General features: G+C 56.4%; 19 protein-coding genes. 8 read left to right on the top strand and 11 right to left on the bottom strand.

Translation table 11 applies throughout. The annotated features are described in order from the left end of the window. Positions 1–690, top strand: coding sequence for a type 1 glutamine amidotransferase domain-containing protein (locus RI501_RS01455; protein ID WP_313820018.1), 690 nt, complete (start codon positions 1–3; stop codon positions 688–690). Positions 691–795: 105 nt separating this feature from the next. Here the strand turns inward: RI501_RS01455 and RI501_RS01450 are convergent, their stop codons facing one another. Then, positions 796–1,692, bottom strand: coding sequence for a LysR family transcriptional regulator (locus tag RI501_RS01450; RefSeq protein ID WP_313820017.1), 897 nt, complete (start codon positions 1,690–1,692; stop codon positions 796–798). A 118-nt stretch (positions 1,693–1,810) separates the two neighbouring features. Between RI501_RS01450 and RI501_RS01445 the strand changes: the two genes are divergently transcribed. Then, positions 1,811–2,539, top strand: a complete 729-nt coding sequence (locus RI501_RS01445; protein ID WP_313820016.1) for a DUF554 domain-containing protein — start codon at positions 1,811–1,813, stop codon at positions 2,537–2,539. 88 nt (positions 2,540–2,627) lie between these two features. On the opposite strand, the gene RI501_RS01440 is transcribed toward RI501_RS01445, so the two are convergent. Further along, positions 2,628–3,263, bottom strand: a complete 636-nt coding sequence (locus RI501_RS01440; protein WP_313820015.1) for an HAD family hydrolase — start codon at positions 3,261–3,263, stop codon at positions 2,628–2,630. A gap of 91 nt (positions 3,264–3,354) precedes the next feature. On the opposite strand from RI501_RS01440, the gene RI501_RS01435 reads away from it, so the two are divergent. From RI501_RS01435 to RI501_RS01425, 3 genes are all read left to right on the top strand, one after another. Beyond that, positions 3,355–4,290, top strand: a complete 936-nt coding sequence (locus RI501_RS01435; RefSeq protein WP_313820014.1) for a LacI family DNA-binding transcriptional regulator — start codon at positions 3,355–3,357, stop codon at positions 4,288–4,290. A gap of 82 nt (positions 4,291–4,372) precedes the next feature. Next, positions 4,373–5,470 (top strand): glycerol dehydrogenase, encoded by a 1,098-nt coding sequence (locus RI501_RS01430; RefSeq protein WP_313820013.1) that lies wholly within the window; start codon positions 4,373–4,375, stop codon positions 5,468–5,470. 216 nt (positions 5,471–5,686) lie between these two features. Next, the gene (locus RI501_RS01425) at positions 5,687–6,247 is read left to right on the top strand and encodes a GNAT family N-acetyltransferase (protein WP_313820012.1); all 561 of its coding nucleotides are present in this window, start codon (positions 5,687–5,689) and stop codon (positions 6,245–6,247) included. On the opposite strand, the gene RI501_RS01420 is transcribed toward RI501_RS01425, so the two are convergent. The 5 genes from RI501_RS01420 to RI501_RS01400 form a co-directional block, all read right to left on the bottom strand. Continuing rightward, complete coding sequence (locus RI501_RS01420) at positions 6,216–6,569, bottom strand: maltose acetyltransferase domain-containing protein (protein ID WP_313820011.1); 354 nt, start codon at positions 6,567–6,569, stop codon at positions 6,216–6,218. The genes RI501_RS01425 and RI501_RS01420 overlap by 32 nt on opposite strands. A gap of 109 nt (positions 6,570–6,678) precedes the next feature. Further along, entirely contained in the window at positions 6,679–7,632 is a 954-nt protein-coding gene (locus RI501_RS01415; protein WP_313820010.1) for an aldo/keto reductase, read from the bottom strand. A gap of 3 nt (positions 7,633–7,635) precedes the next feature. Further along, positions 7,636–8,568 carry an amidohydrolase family protein gene (locus RI501_RS01410; protein WP_313820009.1) on the bottom strand — a complete coding sequence of 311 codons (933 nt, stop codon included), beginning with the start codon at positions 8,566–8,568 and terminating at the stop codon, positions 7,636–7,638. A gap of 27 nt (positions 8,569–8,595) precedes the next feature. Next, positions 8,596–9,237, bottom strand: coding sequence for an NAD(P)H-binding protein (locus RI501_RS01405; protein ID WP_313820008.1), 642 nt, complete (start codon positions 9,235–9,237; stop codon positions 8,596–8,598). Between the two features lie 39 nt (positions 9,238–9,276). After that, on the bottom strand, positions 9,277–10,284 hold the full coding sequence (locus RI501_RS01400; protein ID WP_313820007.1) for an aldo/keto reductase: 1,008 nt from the start codon (positions 10,282–10,284) through the stop codon (positions 9,277–9,279). A gap of 74 nt (positions 10,285–10,358) precedes the next feature. Between RI501_RS01400 and RI501_RS01395 the strand changes: the two genes are divergently transcribed. Continuing rightward, complete coding sequence (locus RI501_RS01395; RefSeq protein ID WP_313820006.1) at positions 10,359–10,733, top strand: MerR family transcriptional regulator; 375 nt, start codon at positions 10,359–10,361, stop codon at positions 10,731–10,733. Positions 10,734–10,976: 243 nt separating this feature from the next. On the opposite strand, the gene RI501_RS01390 is transcribed toward RI501_RS01395, so the two are convergent. After that, positions 10,977–11,309 (bottom strand): NAD(P)H-binding protein, encoded by a 333-nt coding sequence (locus tag RI501_RS01390; RefSeq protein WP_313820005.1) that lies wholly within the window; start codon positions 11,307–11,309, stop codon positions 10,977–10,979. 110 nt (positions 11,310–11,419) lie between these two features. Continuing rightward, complete coding sequence (locus tag RI501_RS01385; protein ID WP_313820004.1) at positions 11,420–11,974, bottom strand: TetR/AcrR family transcriptional regulator; 555 nt, start codon at positions 11,972–11,974, stop codon at positions 11,420–11,422. A gap of 87 nt (positions 11,975–12,061) precedes the next feature. On the opposite strand from RI501_RS01385, the gene RI501_RS01380 reads away from it, so the two are divergent. Next, the gene (locus RI501_RS01380) at positions 12,062–13,396 is read left to right on the top strand and encodes an MFS transporter (protein ID WP_313820003.1); all 1,335 of its coding nucleotides are present in this window, start codon (positions 12,062–12,064) and stop codon (positions 13,394–13,396) included. A 77-nt stretch (positions 13,397–13,473) separates the two neighbouring features. On the opposite strand, the gene RI501_RS01375 is transcribed toward RI501_RS01380, so the two are convergent. Next, positions 13,474–13,935 carry a hypothetical protein gene (locus RI501_RS01375; RefSeq protein ID WP_313820002.1) on the bottom strand — a complete coding sequence of 154 codons (462 nt, stop codon included), beginning with the start codon at positions 13,933–13,935 and terminating at the stop codon, positions 13,474–13,476. Between the two features lie 199 nt (positions 13,936–14,134). Here RI501_RS01375 and RI501_RS01370 point away from each other — a divergent pair, with 199 nt between their 5' ends. Further along, positions 14,135–15,358, top strand: coding sequence for a chloride channel protein (locus RI501_RS01370; protein ID WP_313820001.1), 1,224 nt, complete (start codon positions 14,135–14,137; stop codon positions 15,356–15,358). 119 nt (positions 15,359–15,477) lie between these two features. On the opposite strand, the gene RI501_RS01365 is transcribed toward RI501_RS01370, so the two are convergent. Beyond that, positions 15,478–18,228, bottom strand: coding sequence for a MucBP domain-containing protein (locus tag RI501_RS01365; protein ID WP_313820000.1), 2,751 nt, complete (start codon positions 18,226–18,228; stop codon positions 15,478–15,480). Between the last annotated feature and the right edge of the window lie 89 nt (positions 18,229–18,317).

The following is an 18,317-nucleotide window of genomic DNA, read 5'->3' as shown; positions in this document are numbered from 1 at the left end:
ATGACAAGTAAAATCCTCGTGGTTCTCACTAACACCACCCACTATGCCGGCACTCACGACGCGACCGGTCTCTGGTTGGGTGAAGCAACCGAATTTGTGGCCCCCCTCCAAGCGGCCGGTTACGCTATCGACTACGTCAGCCCCCGGGGCGGCTTCGTCCCCCTAGATCCCCGCAGCATGGGCGCCCGGTACACCACGGCGGCCAGCATGCGCGTGTATGAAAGTGCCGACTTTCAATACCGGGCATTGACGGCTTCGCTTGCGCCCAGCCAAGTCGACCCGCACGACTACGCGGCCATCTACTTCACCGGCGGCCACGGCGTGATGTGGGACTTCCCGGACGATCCGGCGCTACAGAACCTCACCCGCCAAATCTACCACCAGGGTGGGCTAGTCACTTCCGTTTGTCACGGGGTCGCCGGACTCTTGAACGTCACCGACGACGCCGGCCACTACCTGATTGCGGGGAAGACCATTACCGGGTTCACCCACACCGAGGAACTGCTGGCCGGCAAACGCCGGGTCGTCCCCTTCCTGAACCGTCAGGTGGCCGAGGCCCACGGCGCTAATTTCCGTCAACGCCGGGCTTACCGGGAGTACGCCGTTCAGGACGGTCAACTGATCACCGGTCAAAATCCTTTCTCCGCCACGGCGGTGGCCCGGCTGGTCCTGGCCGCACTGGCAAAGTAAGACTGACAGACACCACCCAACCGTAACATTACGGCTTTCCCGACTGTTCCACGTGAAACACCGCCAATTCTTTTGCACGAAGAATTGGCGGTGTTTTTGAATTATCTATTCGGGTTGCGGCTCCTCACGCAGTTCTTGCGTGGCAAAGCGCCAAAACAACTGGGCCACGGCCGCCGAATTGTCTGCCTGCTTTAAGAAGGCCAGCTGACTGGTGATCTGCGGGCGCAGCGGCACCGCACAGATGTTAGGGTACGCCGCGTAGTCAAAGGCCTGACTCATCCCCACGGCGATTCCCGCCCCCTGGTTCAATAGCGTCAGGAACAATTCGGGACGCTGGCCGTCGTAGGTCAGTTGGGGCTGGGTGCCCAGTTCCTGCAAAACCGCGTACAGGGGATGGGTTGGACTGATGGTGTCACGTTGCAAGAGAAGCGGTTCGCCCCGCAACATCGCCGGGGTCACCGCCGCCTGCTGGGCCAACGGGTGGTCCTTGGTCATCAACACCACGGCCTGGTCGCGATCACTCACCAGTGTCTGGTAGGTGGTCGGGGGCGGCGTTAACAACCGGGTGAAGACGATATCGACGTTTTTCTGGTCCAACGCGTGGGCCAGATGGTCCTGGCTGGCTTCCTTAAAGGTCAATTGAACCTCCGGATAGTGCCGGGTGAACCGGGTCAGGATCTGAAAGGCCCGGTACTGTGGCAATGACGACAAGCCCTGAATCACCAACGGCCGTTCACGTTGCCAGAACCGCTGCTCGATGGCCTGGGTCAGCTCGGTCTCCCGTTGCAGGACTCGTTTAACCTGCGGCAAGATCAGCCGGCCCGCCCGCGTCAAATGAATCTGCCGGTGGGCGCGCACCACCAATTTGACCCGCCACTCCTGCTCCAAGGCCAGGATGTCCTTAGAAATGGTCGACTGGGATAGAAACAACCGCTCGGCACTTTGACTGTAGTTTAAGGTCTCTGCCAAGTCCACAAAGACCGCTAATTTTCTAGTATCCACCGTGTCCCCTCTCACTATTCGTCATGAGCATAGTTTAACACAAAATTGGAATTGTTCCCGGCGGCCGCCACCGCTAGACTAAGCCTTGTTCGCTAATCTAGGATAGGAGGCTTCAGCTATGCCCATTGGAATTATCACCAATACCTGTGCCATTCTGCTGGGGGGCATCGTGGGGGCGCTGGGCGGCCAGCGGATGTCGGCGGCGTTTAAAGACAACCTCAACCTGGCCTTTAGTATCTGCTCCATCACCATGGGGATCTACGCCATCGCGCCCCTCAAGAACCTGGCGGCCGTGACCTTTGCCGTGATTATCGGGACCATCATCGGGCTACTCATTCACCTGGGTACCCTGATCACCCGCGGGGCCGAGGCCATGCAGCACTTCATCTCCCGGTTCTTTCAACCCACGTCTCAGCTGGATAAACCCGTGTTCGACGCGTCGATGGTCACCGTCATCGTCCTCTTCTGTGCCAGCGGAACGGGGATCTACGGGACCTTGATCGAGGGGATGAACGGCGACCCCAGCATCCTGATTTCGAAGTCGATTCTCGACTTCTTCTGTGCCATTATTTTCGGAGCGAACCTGGGCGCCGTGGTCTCGCTGATTGCCGTGCCCTTTTTCGTGGTCCTCATGCTGATTTTTTCCATCGCCCACCTGGTCGTGCCCCTGACCACCCCGGATATGATCTTAGACTTTAAGGCGGCCGGCGGGGTCTTGATGCTGGCGAGTGGCTTTCGAATCGCCCGCATTAAAATGTTCCCCACCCCCGACATGATTCCGATCATGGTGGTCGTCATGCCCATCTCGTGGGCCTGGACCACGTGGATTGTGCCGCTTCTGCACTAAGGACAAAAGGCAAATCCAGCTGCCCCTTGACATACGTTTCAACACCAAAGCCGTGGCTTCCCTATTTGGGGGCCACGGATTTAGCGTCTCAGCATTTCAATAAATCGGTCGGACTGGCTAAATGGATGTCGGCTAACGCGAGTTTTCGCGGTACCACGCTACCATAATCCGCCCCCGCAAAACGCATCCCCGCGGCGTGCGCGGCCGCCAGATCCGTGGGCATGTCGCCCACGTAAAGGCTTGCCGCGGGCGTCGCCTGTAACCGCCGCAAGGCTAGCTGTAACGGAGCAGGATGGGGTTTATGTTGCCGGGTATCGTCGGCCGTGACCACCACCGCGAAATTCCGGGCGAACGCGTACCGGTGGGCAAAGTACTGTTCGTATTCGTGCCGATGTTTCGACGTTACGATGGCTAATTGGGTGCCTGCCGTTTGCGCCAAGCGCTGAATGGTCGTGGCGACCCCCGCAAACACCTTGACCTGGTCGACGTGTTGGTAGGCGGTCCGTAGCCAGTCCCGTTCAACAGCCGTCATCTGGTTTCGGGGCACGGCTAGCGCTTGCAGCGCGTCGGCGGCCGAAACACCATAGAGTAGCCGTAGGTCGGCGGCCGTCAGGCGAATTCCTAAGGGGGCCACCACTTGAGCTAAAGCGGGCATGTACATCTGATAGGTATCGATCAGGGTACCGTCGATGTCAAAGATAAAATTTTTAATAGGAACGTTCATGGTCTTCCTCCTCATTATGACTTGTGTCTGGCAACAACTAAGGTTACCTTAGGTTAAGAAACCAGTTTCCTGTCAAGAAAAGAGTGAAAAAATGACGACCATTTACGATATCGCCAAGGCCGTAGGGTGTGCGCCGTCCACGGTTTCCAAATACCTGACCCGCAACGGGTACGTCAGCGCGGAGTTAAGCGAACGCATCGCCCAGGCCATGCTGGCTCTTGATTACCACTACAACGGCTTAGCTAGCCAACTTAGCAAGCAGACCAGCAACCGCATCGGGGTCTTGGTCCCCTTCTTGGACCATCCCTACTTTCAGGCCCTCATTACCGCCATCAGTGTGGCCGCGGCCGCGCAGGGTAAAGAAATCGTGATCATGCCTACCGCATACCACCCCCTCCAAGAACGGCGCTACCTCAGTGAGTTGACTCATCAATTGGTGGGCGCCCTCATCGTGACGTCTCACGCCCTGCCCACCGCCGAAATTCTCAATTACCAACGATTCGGCACTTTGGTCTTCTGTGAGGATCTCACCGAAACCACGGTCAGTGTCGTGCGGGCCAACCGCACCGCCGTCTTACATCAATTATTTACCCGTTTGCAAGCCACGGCGTCCACGCCCACCGGACTGCTCCTGATTCGCGACCCCGCCGTCAGTCGGAGTACCCAGGAAATCTTTCAAGCGTACCAGGACGTTTGGGGCAGTGCGCCCGCCAAAACTGCCATCCAATACGGGTGCCATAACTTTCAAGAGGGTCAGGCGGGGATGCGCCAGCTCTTAGACGCGAATCCGCAGCTCAGCACCGTGGTCACCGAGAGCGACGCCACGGCCGCCGGGGCCCTCACCGTTTGCCAACAGGCCCACCGCGCCGTCACCGTGATTGGTCAGGGCAACCAACTCCCCAGTCAACTCATGCAGTTCTCGTCGATCGACCAGTCGACCACGGCCATGGGTCAGGCCGCCGTTCAATTGGCATTGAGTCAGCACCCCGCCACCCGCCAAGTCAAGTTTAAAATTAATTGGCGTTAGGCGGTTGACAGGAAACCGGTTTCCGCTCGTATGCTTGATTCGTAAGTAAGCGTTTACCATCAAACATAGGAGGTTCACGATTATGATCAAAGCATTCGGTTCACCATCGTCGTACGTTCAAGGCTCCGGGGTCCTGTTGAAGAGTGACCCGTATCTCAAAGGATTTGGTCAGCAACCGCTTTGGGTAACGGATAATGACGTTTATCAAATTATCGGTCAACGGTTGGAAACCTACCTGCAAGGCGCCGGTTATCGGGTCACCACGGTGAAATTCAGTGGGGAATCGTCGACTACGGAAATCGACCGGATCACTCAGATTGGCCAGGATCAACACGTTACCGTGGTCTACGGCCTAGGGGGCGGGAAAACTAGTGACTCGGCGAAGGCCATCGCCGACAACCTTAACCTCCCCGTCGTGATTATGCCGACGTTGGCGTCCACGGATGCGCCCTGTTCTCGCCTGTCCGTCATTTACACGGACGATGGTCGCTTCGACCACTACCGGTTCTACAGCCACAATCCCAACCTGGTCCTGGTTGATAGTCAATTGATCGCCGGGGCCCCCGTTCGCCTGTTGACCGCGGGAATCGCCGACGCATTAGCCACCAACGTCGAAGCCCAAGCCGTTGCTCAGGCGGGCGCCAAGACCATGTTGAACGAACACCAAACCTTGGTGGGCAACGCCATCGCGCAGACGTGTGAAGACACGCTCTTCAAGTACGCCCACCTCGCCGTTGCCGACGTTAAACACCACGTGGTCACGCGTGCTTTAGACCGCATCATCGAGGCCAACACGTTGATGAGTGGCCTGGGGTTTGAAAGTGGGGGCCTATCCGGGGCTCACGCCATTCACGACGGGCTAACCACGCTGCCCCAAACTCACGGTCTGAGCCACGGCGAGAAGGTCGCTTACGGGATCCTCACCCAGTTGATGCTCGAGGGGGTCTCCCAAGCGCGTTACGAGAAGTACTTCACCCTATTACTCTCCCTAGGTCTCCCCACCACGCTTAAAGCCCTACACTTAGCGGACGCCACCGACGACGATCTGCTGAGTGCCGCTAAGGCCGCGTGTGCCGCAAATGATACCATGGACCGGCTTCCCTTCCCGGTCACCCCGGCAGACGTGGCTCAAGCCTTCCGGGCCGTTGACGCTTACACCGCCGACTACTTAGCCCGTTAAATTTGCTTGTCCCTCCAAAAGTCGTGTTCCCACCCACCGGGAACACGGCTTTTTTGGCACCATCCTCGCAGTCGTCGCTCGAACCAGTTAAGCGGTCATTAATTCCAATTAACATCACCCAATCATTAATTAACTACTTAAATTTCTTATTTAAGGGTTTCCTCCATCCTGACGCCTGCTATAATTAAGGAAAATTCTAACGAAGGAGCCTCGTCGATGACCACCTTAACCAGTCACGTTTTAACCCGTCACTCATCCGAACTTGCCGCCGTCAAAACCCTCTTAAAAAGCCAATTTCCACCGGTCCAACAATTTCCTTTCTGGTTTTTACAGTGGCGCGCACGGCGACCGGGAATCGATTTTCTGACCTTTTCCGCCGACTCGCAATTAGTCGGTCTGGCCTACCTGATTACCTACGCCGACGTGACGTTGGTTCTCTTTTTGGCCGTGACCCCCGCCAGTCAGTCCCATGGTTATGGTCGGCAGATACTCACGGCGCTACAGGCCCGTTATCCGCACAACCGCTTTACGTTAAACATCGAGACCTTAGACCTCTACGCACCGAATAGTCACCAACGTGAGCAGCGCCGCAAGTTTTTCCTGAAAAACCACTACGTTCCCAGTGGTCTAACGATTGTCGACAGCGACATTCCCTACGAAGTGCTAGTGGCTAACGGTCACGTTAGCCTGACGGAATATCACGCGATTTACCGGCGCTTCGCGGGACCGATTCTCTACCCGTTGTTCAAGCCCACGCTACACCCCACCAACCTTTAACGAAATCTAAAACCCGATCATTGCACACAAAAAGTCCGATTACTCGGACTTTTTTTAATCTCTGTGACACAGCCTTTAAACCCGAGTAGCCTGGTCCCCGGCTTACGCCGTCAAGCGGTAACTGGCATCCAACATCCGGTAAACCTGGGTCGCCAACCTGCCCAAAGAGGTCGTGGATGATGGCCGTGCGTTCTGCCGGTTCCGAAGTAGTGTTCAATTGGGCCACCAGTTGGCGGCACCTGCTCAGCAACGCCTGAATCTCCGGGTCCCGGTAATCGTAATTTTCACCGGCCAGTAATTTTTCGTGTTCGCCTTTTGTCATGTGCTGAATCCTCCTATGTGCGCTAGTCCGTGACTGACGCCCAATTCATCTTCGGCATAGTCAAAAATCACCGCGACCTGCGCCAGGCCAACGATGATTTTTAGTCACTTTAGTTCATTTCGGCTTCCCACGCGGCGTGCGTGTCGATGCCCGTTTCGGCAGCCAGTTGTTCTAATCGCTGAATTTCAGCGGGCGTTAACTTCAGTTGGGCCGCCTGCAGGTTGTCGGCCAGATACTTTTCCTTGGTGATTCCGACGATGGGCACGGTGCCCTTCGCCATTGCGTAGGCCGTGGCGACGACCGCCACGGAAGCGTCGCGTTGGGCTCCGATGGCCGCCATGGCCGCCGTCAACTTTTCCAGTTGGGGTAAGACTTGGTTATAGGTGGCCGCCCGTTGACTCCCAGCGGGTAACGGGTGCTGAGCGTTGTACCGCCCCGTCAATGCGCCCTGTTCCAAGACCATGTAGGAGAAGAAGTCGATGTCGTTTTCACGGCAGTAGTCCAGCACGCCCGTGGTTTCCGAGGAACGCTCCAATAAGCTGTAGTGGTTCTGTACGGCGGAAAGCTGGATACCCTCGGCGCCTAAGATTTCCACCACCCGTTTGATCTGTGCGAGGTTGTGGTTGGAGACCCCGACCCGCTTGACCTGGCCGCTCTTGACCAGCGGGATCAACTGCGGCGTCCAGCGTTCGACGTCGGCGGAATTGTGAATCCAGTAGATGTCCACGTAGTCGGTGTTCAACCGGTCCAAACTCCCGGCCAACATATCGGCCATGGCGTTGTCTCCTTGGGCCATCTGGGGCGTGAACTTCGTCGACAATAAATAGTCTTGGCGGTGATACGGCTTCAGGAGGTCACCTAAAATGCGTTCGGAATCCCCGACTCCGTAGGCGTAAGCCGTATCGAAGAGGTTAAATCCGTCCGCTAGGGCTTGCGCCACGACCGGCTGGAGATCAGCGGTGGTCAAATGGTTCCCGAAAACTTGGTCGCCACCGGCCATGCCGGCGCCCCACGACCAGGTGCCTAAGGCGATACTGGGTAATGCTGATGCATGATTAGTCATTTTTTAGAAATGTCCTTTCTTTATTAGGGAGTCTGCGTTTTGAGTCAAAATTTGTTGTTTTTGGTCGGGCGTCAAAGCCATTTGGTCGATGGCCGCTAAGATGGCGGCACTGGCCCCCACGGGAAGGGTCCCAAACGGTGCGTCGGTCCCGAACATGACGTGGTCGACGCCAAAGTAGTCCACGGTCAAAGCCAGGGCCGCCGGATTGCCCAGAATTGCCGTGTCCACGTAGAAACGGTGGAAATCGGCGGCCTGCTGCGGCGGCAAGGTTGCGGCGATGCGGCCCGCAAAGAACGGGGCCATGGCCCCGGCGTGGTGGACGATGAGTTTTAGGTCGGGATGGCGCTGAAAGAGGCCGCCTGTCACCAGCTGCAACATGGCTTGGGTGAGCTCGTATTCCCAGCTAAACGTCACGTTGTTGTCCGGCTTCCGGTCGTCAAAGATGGGATGTAGCCAGATGGGCAATCCCAGTTGGGCGGCCACCGTAAATAATGGTTGGTAAGCGGGCGCGGCGATGGATTGGCCCAGCGCCCGGGTAAAGACCTGCACGCCCAACAATTCGGGAACCGTGGCCACCTGTTCGGTCAGGATGCGTTGCGCCCCAGCCAAATTATTCATTGGCACCATGGCCACCGCCCCCACGAATTGGTCGGGGTGGGTCCGTACCAAGTCGGCCAGTTCCTGGTTGGCCGCCCAGCACAGGTCAAACGCCTGCTTGGGGTCCACGTCATCTTCGGGATTGACGTTGACCATGCTGATGATCTGCCGCGTGGCAACGGTTTGCTGCGCCTGCCGGTACGTGAAATCCGTCAACGCGCGATTCTGGAGGTACGGCATTTGCTGGGGGATGGTGGGCGCCAACTGTAACATTTTCTGGTAAAACTCGGGGGCCAAGACGTGGGCGAATACGTCGATTGGCGTTTTAGCTAAAGTCATTTTAGCTTCCTTTCTGGCACCGCCGGCCTACAACCAGGCTGGTTTATCCGCCGTCGTGTTGGGCTTGTTCAAACCAATGCTTGCCCGCCGGTAGGTCGTCGGGGCTTGGCACACCCGAAAAGCAAAGTCCGCCACGCTTTGACGGGAGACCTCGGTCCCCTTGAAGGGTTCGTCTTGGGTCGTTTGTTCGTAGGTCACTTCATCCTTATCGGTCAACCAGGCCGGGCGAATCTCGGTGTACTGCACCGGTGACTCACTGAGCAGTTTAGCCGCTGCCCGGAAGCCCGGTAGAAAGGCGGCAATGGCCTGTTCGTTCCACGCGCCGAACTTACCGGGAACCTCGTGATGGGCCCCCAGCGCGCTGATGAAGATCAGCCGGTCCTTCCCGGTCTGAGCCATCGCCGCGAGAATGCTGCGGGTCTGGTCGGCCAGGTTGGTCCCCCCGGCGCTCGAGTAAATCAAATCGGCCGGCGCCATCGCGGTCGCCAAGGCCGGGGTGTCTAGGACGTCACCATCCACCAGCGTCACGCGCGAGTCTTCTCGGTATGCGGCCAAGCGGTCCGCCTGGCGTAAGAATAAAATCAACCGGTCGTCAGTTTCGTGTAACAGGCGCTCCGTTAAAATCCGGGCGGTGGCCCCGTGAGCGCCAATAATCATAATAGTTTGCATATACGTTTCTCCTATTCTGCTGTTAAATCCGCAACGTGGTTACTTTTTTTCGTCAATTAATACCGTGCCGGCGGCCGGGTTGTGGTCGATGGCCCCGACAATCGGGTGTGGCACGTAGGGTGCCTCGAGGCTGGCCAATTCCGCATCAGTCAGGTGCACGTCTAGCGCCGCCGCGGCGTCATCTAGGTGACTGGCCTTGGTCGAGCCCACGATGGGGGCGGTCACACCCCGCGCCCACTGCCAGGCTAACGCGATTTGCGCCATCGCCACGCCCTTTCCGGCTGCCAACTGGTGGACTTGCTGAACGATGCGTAGGTCGGCACTTTCCATCCGGTCGTACTTGCCCATAGCCACGCGGTCCGTTTGACTGCGCAGGGTATCGGTCTGCCAGTCTGGATGGCTCAGGTGCCCCGCCGCTAAGGGACTGTACGGCATCAACGACACGCCCTGCTGGCGACAAATCGGGATCAGTTCGTGTTCGTCCTCGCGATACAGCAAATTGTAGTGGTCTTCCATGGTCTGAAATGACGCCCAGCCGTGGTCCTTAGCGACCTGCTGCAGGTTGGCAAACTGATAGCCGTACATCGCCGAAGTCCCGATGGCCCGGACTTTACCGGCCACGACCAGGTCGTTGAGCGCCCCCATGGTTTCTTCGATTGGCGTCTCGTAGTCGAACCGGTGAATGATGTAGAGGTCCAGGTAGTCGGTTCCCAAGCGCTGCAAGGTGCCGTCAATCTCGCGGTTAATGGCCGCACGCGACAGCCGACCGGGATTGAAGTAGACCTTCGACGCTAGGACCACCTGGTCGCGAGCCACGTGGTTCTCCTTCAACGCCCGACCCAGGTATTCCTCGCTACTCCCCGCCGAGTAAACGTTGGCCGTATCGAAAAAGTTAATTCCCAAATCTAACGCGTGTTGGATCACCCGCTTACTCTGGGGATAATCCAGCGTCCAATCGTGCATGCTCCCCGGTTGGCCGAAGCTCATCGCCCCGACACAGACCTGAGACACCCGAATATCCGTCTGACCTAACTTGGCAAATTTCATCAGTCGCCATCCCTTTCTTTAACTGTTGCAAACTTTAGCACTTAAAGTATACTTGAAGTCAAGGAGGAACCCTTATGAAAATCGAAGCCGTCGCACGTCAATATCAGTTAACCACCCCCACCCTGCGCTATTACGAGCAGCAGGGACTCTTGGGCCCGATTCGCCGCAGCCACGGGATTCGGGACTACCAACCGGCCGACCTGGAGCGGCTGGATTTCATTATCTGTGTCAAACGTTGCGGGATGACCCTCCAACAGATTCGCCACTTCATCGACATCTACCAGCAGGGCGATGACACGATTCCAGAACGCCTGACCATCTTGCAGGACCAACTACGGGCCTCCCGGATTCGCCAAGCGCAACTGGCGGACTCCATCGACCACTTACAAGAAAAAATCGCCGACATCGAGGCCTTACAATCGGCCAGTGAAACTACGGCGGTCCATTAACCAACACAGCTAAAAACCGGGCCATCAGGGTTCCCATTTAAAGGGAGCCCCGATGGCCCGGTTTTCTATCACCAAGACATCGTTGATACTCAATCGGGACCAACCGCGGGATATTAAACGCGTTTTCCAGATTAACGATGTCCCTGTAAAGACACTTGTTCCACATGAAACATTTCGCAACTACGCCTAAAGGCCCCATCAAGCGGATACTTGATGGGGCCTTTATGGTAATTTCTGTTTAACTTAGTAGAAGCTTGGCTTCGTCCAGGCCGTGTTCGGTTCTCCGATTCCCAGGCTTTCGCGATGGTAGTCTTCCTTACCCGTTAACAGGTCGCTGGCAAATTTAGCCACCGCTTCCCGAGTAATCTGGGCGTCTTGGAAGGGTTCACCCTTCTTGGTGACGTCGACGGCCGTCTTAGACGCATCGTTGTACAACCAAGTCGTCCGTAAAACAACGTAGTCGAAGTCCGAGTTTTCGACAGCTTCGACCGTATCCACGTAGTTGGTCTGCCAAACCAGGCCGGTGTGTTCGCGGTACCAAGTTTTAAACGGCCCAGCAACTTCAAGGACCGACAATTAACCCGACTGGCAGCGGAATTTTTACAGTGCATTACGGCGTTAAAAAATGGCGAATCCTATAGGGGGTTCCGTCATTTTTTGCTCGCTATGCTTGTTACCAACTATCTTTAATTCACCGGAAACAGGGTAGTCATTATCTGCGCCAAGATTTCCGTTTCCGAATAGTGCCGGACATCGCGCTGTAACGCGTAACTATCACTCCGACAAAACGCGATGAGCATGTCCGTTTTAAACGTCACCTCCGCCGGATTTAGCTCCGGGTTGGCCCCCTGAATCAGGTCTGCAAAGAGGTGCACTAAGTCCTGATAATCTGGCCGTTGATAATACTGACTCGCCGGTTCTAGGCTCCCCTTGGGCAGGACCTGATAGCGGTTCTCTCGAAAAGCCAGGTAGGCCTTTAAAGCGTGCTGTAGGGCCGCACGGTCGGTCGGGTGGGTGGTTAAATAGGCCCGTTGCTGACTGACGTAATTTCCCAATTGGTCATAAGCCAGGGCCAAGAACAAATCGCCCTTGGTGGGAAAATTACGATACAACGTCCCGACCCCGACTTGTGCGGCCCGCGCGAGTTGGGCCATGGTCACGTCGGCCGCCGTTTGCTCGCGAAACAGTTGGTTGGCCGCGGTGAGAATTTTTTGTCGATTTTGCTGCGCATCCTGTCGCATAGTGATCGTCTCCTGATTGACAGATTCGATTTTTCCTTCTAGTATAGCATTATACTAAACGGAATATATTCCGGAAAGGATTTTTTCATGTTAGCACAAGCCCGTCAACGCATCGTTTTAATCATCGCGATGCTCAGTTACTTTTTAACCGCACTTTCCAATTCCATCGTCCTCACCAGCTTAACCAAGCTCACCGCGGACCTCGACCTCAACCAAGTCACCCTACCGTGGGTTCAAAACGCCTATGGGTTGGCCTTCGGGAGCTTTTTACTCATCGGCGGACGGCTCAGTGACGCCCTGAGTCGCCGTCGCGTCTTAAACCTTGCACTGGTCATCTTTATGCTGGGTTCGCTCCTCTCCGTTCTGGCTCCCAACGGCCTCATCATGATCATCTCCCGGTTCCTCCAAGGGATTGGCTCGGCGTTGCTGGCCCCGACCAGCATGGCGTTACTGATCGACTACTTTACGGGCTCCGGGCTGGTCAAGGCCATCGCCTGGTACAGCTCCGTGGCCGGATTAGGCTCTAGCGTGGGGCTCGTCATCGGGGGCGTCCTGGCCAGTTACCTGTCCTGGCGCATCGGCTTTTGCCTCAACGTCCCCCTGTGCCTGCTCATGCTGGGCCTAGCCTGGTGGGCCTTACGCCAGAGTCCGACCCCAACGCCCAGCCCCCTGGATGTCTGGGGCACGCTGACCTCGGTACTCGGTTGTGGCTTACTGGTGTACGCCCTCAACGGCGCAACTCAGCCACTGGTGACCCTCCTCGTCGCCCTGGTGATTTTGGCCGGCTTCGTGGTGACCGAACACCGGAGCGCCCACCCCATCTTGCCGCTCAGCATCTTTAACAACTGGACTCGCACCAACGGGTACCTCAGCCAGGCCATCCTCAACGGGGCGGTCATGGGCTACTGGTTCTTTATCTCGGAATACCTCCAACAAGCCCGGCACTACTCACCATTTAAGGTCGGCCTGGCCTACTTGCCGTTGTCGCTGACCATGTTTCTGGGGGCGATGATTGTCCCCCGCTTGATCGACCGGTGGCAAAATAAACGCGTGCTGGTTGCGGCCGTGACCGTGGAGTTTATCGGCTTCGCCCTGGCGTTATTCACGTTCGGCCAAGCCTACTGGCCCAGCGTTGGTTTACCAATGATGATCATTGGGATTGGCCAGGGACTGGCCCTCGCACCCTTGACCAATATGGGGATCGACCACGTCTCGGCCGACCGGTCCGGCGTGGCCTCCGGGCTGGTCAACGCCGCCCATCAATTGGGTGGGGTGCTGGGACTGGCGTTAATGGTCAACGTCGCCGCCAGCCTCTTCTCCGCCCAAGCCATCGCCAGTCAGTTTCGCGTCGCCCTCATGATTGCGTTAGTCATGGTCGCAGTGGTAACCGGTTTGGCGCTGACGGGGAAACGGGAAGGTTAAGCATTAAACCAAACGCGGATTAGCCAGTAACAGTGACTAATCCGCGTTTGATTTTCTCATACAGTGTCGCCATTGAATTACTTGCCACCGGCCGCGCCAATGCTAATGAAATGATACATGTGCCCAGTCTTAGCATCGATAGAGTGGGATTCATAGTTCCAACAGCCGCCCTTACCCTTTTTCGTAAAGTAAACGCTGGTGAACGTGTAGTATTTAGTGGTCTTAGACTTCCAGTATTTAGAATGATTTTTACCTGTGAGCGCGTTGTAGGTCCCTGAATTGGCGTACTTCACCTTACCCTCATAATAATTGTAAGAATTGTATCCCGTTCCCACCTTAACTTCCCGGTAGTGAAGCTTATATTTATTCCTCATCTGCTTCATCGTGTAGCTTTTTTTGCCAATTTTATACCTTTTAGGCGGTTTGACCTTAGTCGCTTTCTTAGCCGTTTTAGCCGCGGCTTGAATGGGAACGGGACTCAGGGTGGCCATCCCCAGCGTTGCGAGCATAACTAGCGTTAATACGTGCTGTTTTTGCATATGAACTACCTCCTTATAGGCCTAGTATACGGGACCATACCGGCGTTTCAAGCGCACAGTGAGTGGTCGCTTTCCTTACGTTTTTCCGTTCCCAATTTCCTGGTAATTACCAAAATTACTTTAGTTAAGCCGCCCCCGTTTCATCCCCGGGCCAGGTTTGCTAGACTGGACCTAACAACCTGTTTACGGGAGGCTTCACATGCACAAATCGCAACTCATTCGTCTCACGTTCGCCGGCCTACTCCTCAGCGTCTTGATTGCCGCCGTTTCCGGCATTTTCATGATTTTGGAGGGGGCCTTGATCACCCTGCTCTGGACCACGATTCCGGCAAAACTACCGTTCGACTGGCCCTACTATCTCCTGCTGTGCGGCCTAGGCGGCTGGCTGCTGACCCGGCTCAATCGCCGCTGGGGCCCCCTGCCGGCCACCGCGCACCAGGCCATGACCGAACCGCGCCAGACCCAGACCGTCCAGTACCGCAACACCTTTAAAAACTTAGTGGTCGCCCTGGTCATCTTGGCCGGTGGGGCGGGCGTCGGGCCCGAAGCCGCGCTGCTGGGCGCCGTGGTGTCGCTCTCCGTGTGGGAAATGGACCGACTGCGCTACTTTTACTTTAATCATGATACGCTCCAGGCCGTGCCGGTCTACCGGCGGCTCTGGTGGCTAGTTGCGCCGACCGGTCACCTGCAGCGATACCGCTCGACGCACAGCATCCCCGCCGAACAACTGGGGATGAAGAAAAAACTCAACGGATTGTTCATCGCCAACGGGTTGGTCGCCTTCTTCCTGCTGATGCGGGCCATCGGTCACCCCTCGTTCATCACCAAGATGGGGGCCTCGCACTGGACCTGGTCGCAACTCTGGGTGATGATTCCGATTCTGCTATTGAGCGTACCGTTGAGCGGATTGTACCACTGGGGCAGCCACCAACTGCACACGCTGCTCCAGCGGATCCCCCACCAATTCCCGCGGCCCTTCCTGGGTGCCGCCGTCATCTTCCTGTTCGCCGTGTTGGGACCCCGTCTGCTGTTTTCCGGTCAAACGTTTATGGCGCTGATTCCGCAGGTCAATCACCACCAGACCGCGGCGGTGATTCTAACGGCCGCCGTCCTGAAACTGATTTTCTTGCAGCTGTGTCTCAAAACCGGGTGGATTGGCGGGGACATCTTCCCGATTGCCTTTGCGGCGATCCTGTTGGGCTTCGGCATAGCCCAATTACTGCCGGGCTTAGACGCCCTGTTCATCGTGGCCGTGGTCGCCACCAGCTTGGCAACTAGCCTCCTGGGTAACGTCTGGGTGGCCGGGATCTTCATCGCCCTGTTCTTCCCGCTTAACCTGCTACCCGTGATTGCGCTGGTGGTGGTCCTGCGCTGGGGCGGGCAACGGGGCTGGCGGAAGTGGCGGCAACGAACCGCGTCCTAAACTCATGCAATCCTTAACTAACATCAAATAAAGCGGCTGGGACTAGCTGATTAGTCCCAGCCGCTTTATTTAGTTTAGGTGGGACCCCCCACTGTAAGCCTGGGTTACCGCCGCTACGCCTAGAAACGCCGCCACCGCCATACTCCCAGGATACTGCCCAAGACGGCTAGCACGGCCACGCCCCACCCGCTTGAAAAGCGCTGTTCATTCGTTTGCGGTAAGCGCGGCGTGGTCTGAGCCGCCTGCGAGCGCACGTTTTGCTTATTGGGTGTCGTTGAGATCCCGTGAACGGGAGCTTTCGGCGACCACTTTCCCGGTGTACCGTTGGTTGTCACGAGCCAAGGCGTCGTGGTCTTTCGTGGTCCCCGCGGCGTCCGGCTGGGCTGACGTGAATTTCCCTTCGCGTCGGCACTACCGATGACCAGCACAGCCCGATAGGTATAAGCCACATCCTGATGCTGGTTGGTATAAACGCCCGTCGCGTTCGTCGGCGTTGCCACCAGTTGGTACCCCGTCAAGGTCTTAGGGGTCGTCGTGTAAGTGGCGCCCACCGTGCCCGTCAGCGTGGTGTTAGCGGCCAATTGCTCACCGGTCTTGGTTTGGTAATGGACCGTCACCGTGCCGGTAGCCACCGGTACAACCGGGACTACTGGACTCACTGGCGGAACTGGGTTTCCCGGAACCGCCGGATCGACCGGCTTTACGGGTGGGGTCACGGGCTGACCGTTGGGCTTGTAGAACACATAGAGGTCTGAGTTAACATCTTGAATAGTCCCACTCAGCGTCTTCGCCGTTAAGGTGGCCTGACCACCGGTTACCCGGTCTGGATCGTACCCCGCAATCGTTGGCAGCGTGGCGTGCCAAGCAGTGCCGGTTTTCCCCGCCGCCTTTATCATCAGCGGCTGTTGATGCTGATCGACCAACGCCTGACCATTTTCATCAACCAAGTACACCCGCTGGAGGGGGGTGAACAACAACGTGAGCCGTTGCGCATCCTGATTGTAAGTCACGGTTGTTCCGGTCACCTGCTGATGATCAGCCGGCTTTTCGTAGGCAAACCCCCGGTCCTCCAGGTTAGCGATGGCTTGTTTAACCGTCGCGTCTGTCAGCACATCCAACGAGGACGCCGTCGGGCCGCTGAGGATCGTAAACGGCGCAATATTAACACCGCCGTCCAACCGATAGTTCACCGTGACCGCCCCGACATTGGCCTTCAACGTATACGGAATCGTCATGGTTCCCGAAAAGTTCAGGCCATCGGGGGCAACGGGCTGCCAGCTATCATTGTGGCGGCTAACATCCCAATTAAGATACAAGTTACCCGTATTTGCTTTAAACTGACTCCATTGAATCCAATTACTTGCCCCAATCGTTTGGGCGGTTGGCAAGTCGTTCAACGAAATTCCTAATTTCCCCGAACTCATAAACTCATTAAAATTATACAAGTTATCATAGGCAAACGACCACGTATCTAAATGTTGCGTTTCTGGGTTTAACACCACCTGTGGCGAACTCCAGGTTTGATTGTTGGCCGAGATGTTGTAGTAAGGCTCACCACCTATAAATGGTCGCCATTTAAGACTAAGCGCTGGCGTGATGTCAAAGATATGATTGCCACTCAGCCCGAAATTACTTGGTATGGCGGTAATGTTCCGTAGCACCGTAATGTCCGAAATATCATTATTTGCCAGCCCGATGATGGACAAATTAACTAACTTTTTAAGGGGGGCAAGGCTTTTGATCTTGTAGGCGCTATCCGCCAATTTATTGAACCCAATATCGGTGAGAGCCGTTAAGTTGGCTAAGAAAGCTAAATCGGTCACCCGGCTCCAATTCAACGTCAGTGTCGTCAATTGATGCAGCTGCGAAAGTGCCTGAACGTCCTCATCGCCAATTTGCGCTCCGTCCAAACTAATCGTCGTTAAATGGGTGAGCTGCGCTAGCGCCGCGATGTTTTGTAATTGCTCGGCTCGCTTCCCCCACTTCTTTGCTGCATCACTGTCTACCCGAATGATTAATTTTTGTAGGCCGGTCGCCTGGTACAGGCCAGCCAACGACTTAACGTTCACAATTGCGTTATAAAAGGCCCGATCTTGGTTTTGTTTCTTATCCGCTTGCCCGTCATCTACATCCAATACGGTCAATTTTTGCAGCAACTCGGGGGTGATTTGCGCCACGTTGGTAATGTTAAAATTTTGTTGTTGTAGCGCGTACAAGACCAACTGCTGGAGGTTCTTATCCGGAATCAGGTCATCAACCGTTTGACGGGGCGCCGCCAGTATTGCGGGTTTTGGGGCTGATGGGCCGCTGGGCTGCGGCACGGTTGGCCGACTCGGTTGCGGCATGCTGACGGTATTCGCTCCCGTAGTCGGCGCCGCCTGCTCGGACGTATCCGGGGCCCCATCCCGATCTCCAGCGACTGGTGCGGGGTCACCTACGCCTTCTGGATGGTCCCGGTCTTGAACCGGGGTCGGTTGATTAGCGACCGGGGGCTCGGGCTTATTCTGTGAAGCCGTAACGGCCCCCACTCCGGCTGGTTCGCGGGATTGCGCCGGAACCGCGACGTCGTCAGCAGGAGATTGAGGGACTGAATTTAGCTCATCTTTATCGGGATTGTACGTCGATTTAACTGTCGTTTTTTCCGCTGCGGGCGTCGGCGCCGGATCAGCCGTTGGCAGTTGAGCGTGCTGTTTGGATAACTGATCCTCCCGCGTTGCCTGACTAACGATCTTTTGTCCGGTGGTCAAGGTCGCGTCTGCATGGGCATCGCTTACCGTTAGCCCCACCGTTCCCAGCGTTAAGGCCACTGCACTGGTGAATAACCACCGACTGGATTGCCATTGATTGCCGTTCGTTCGTTTCGTTTGCATGTCTCCATCCCCCTACGTGCTGGTTCCTGTCACCCAACCATTGTTTAGATTTCTATCCGGTTATTGATGTCAATGTACCACCATTTAAG

The sequence above is a fragment of the Levilactobacillus zymae genome, from assembly GCF_032190635.1.
Classification (GTDB): Bacteria; Bacillota; Bacilli; order Lactobacillales; family Lactobacillaceae; genus Levilactobacillus; species Levilactobacillus zymae_A.
Note: the sequence above shows the minus strand (reverse complement) of the source record. Positions and strands in the feature narration are given on the sequence as shown.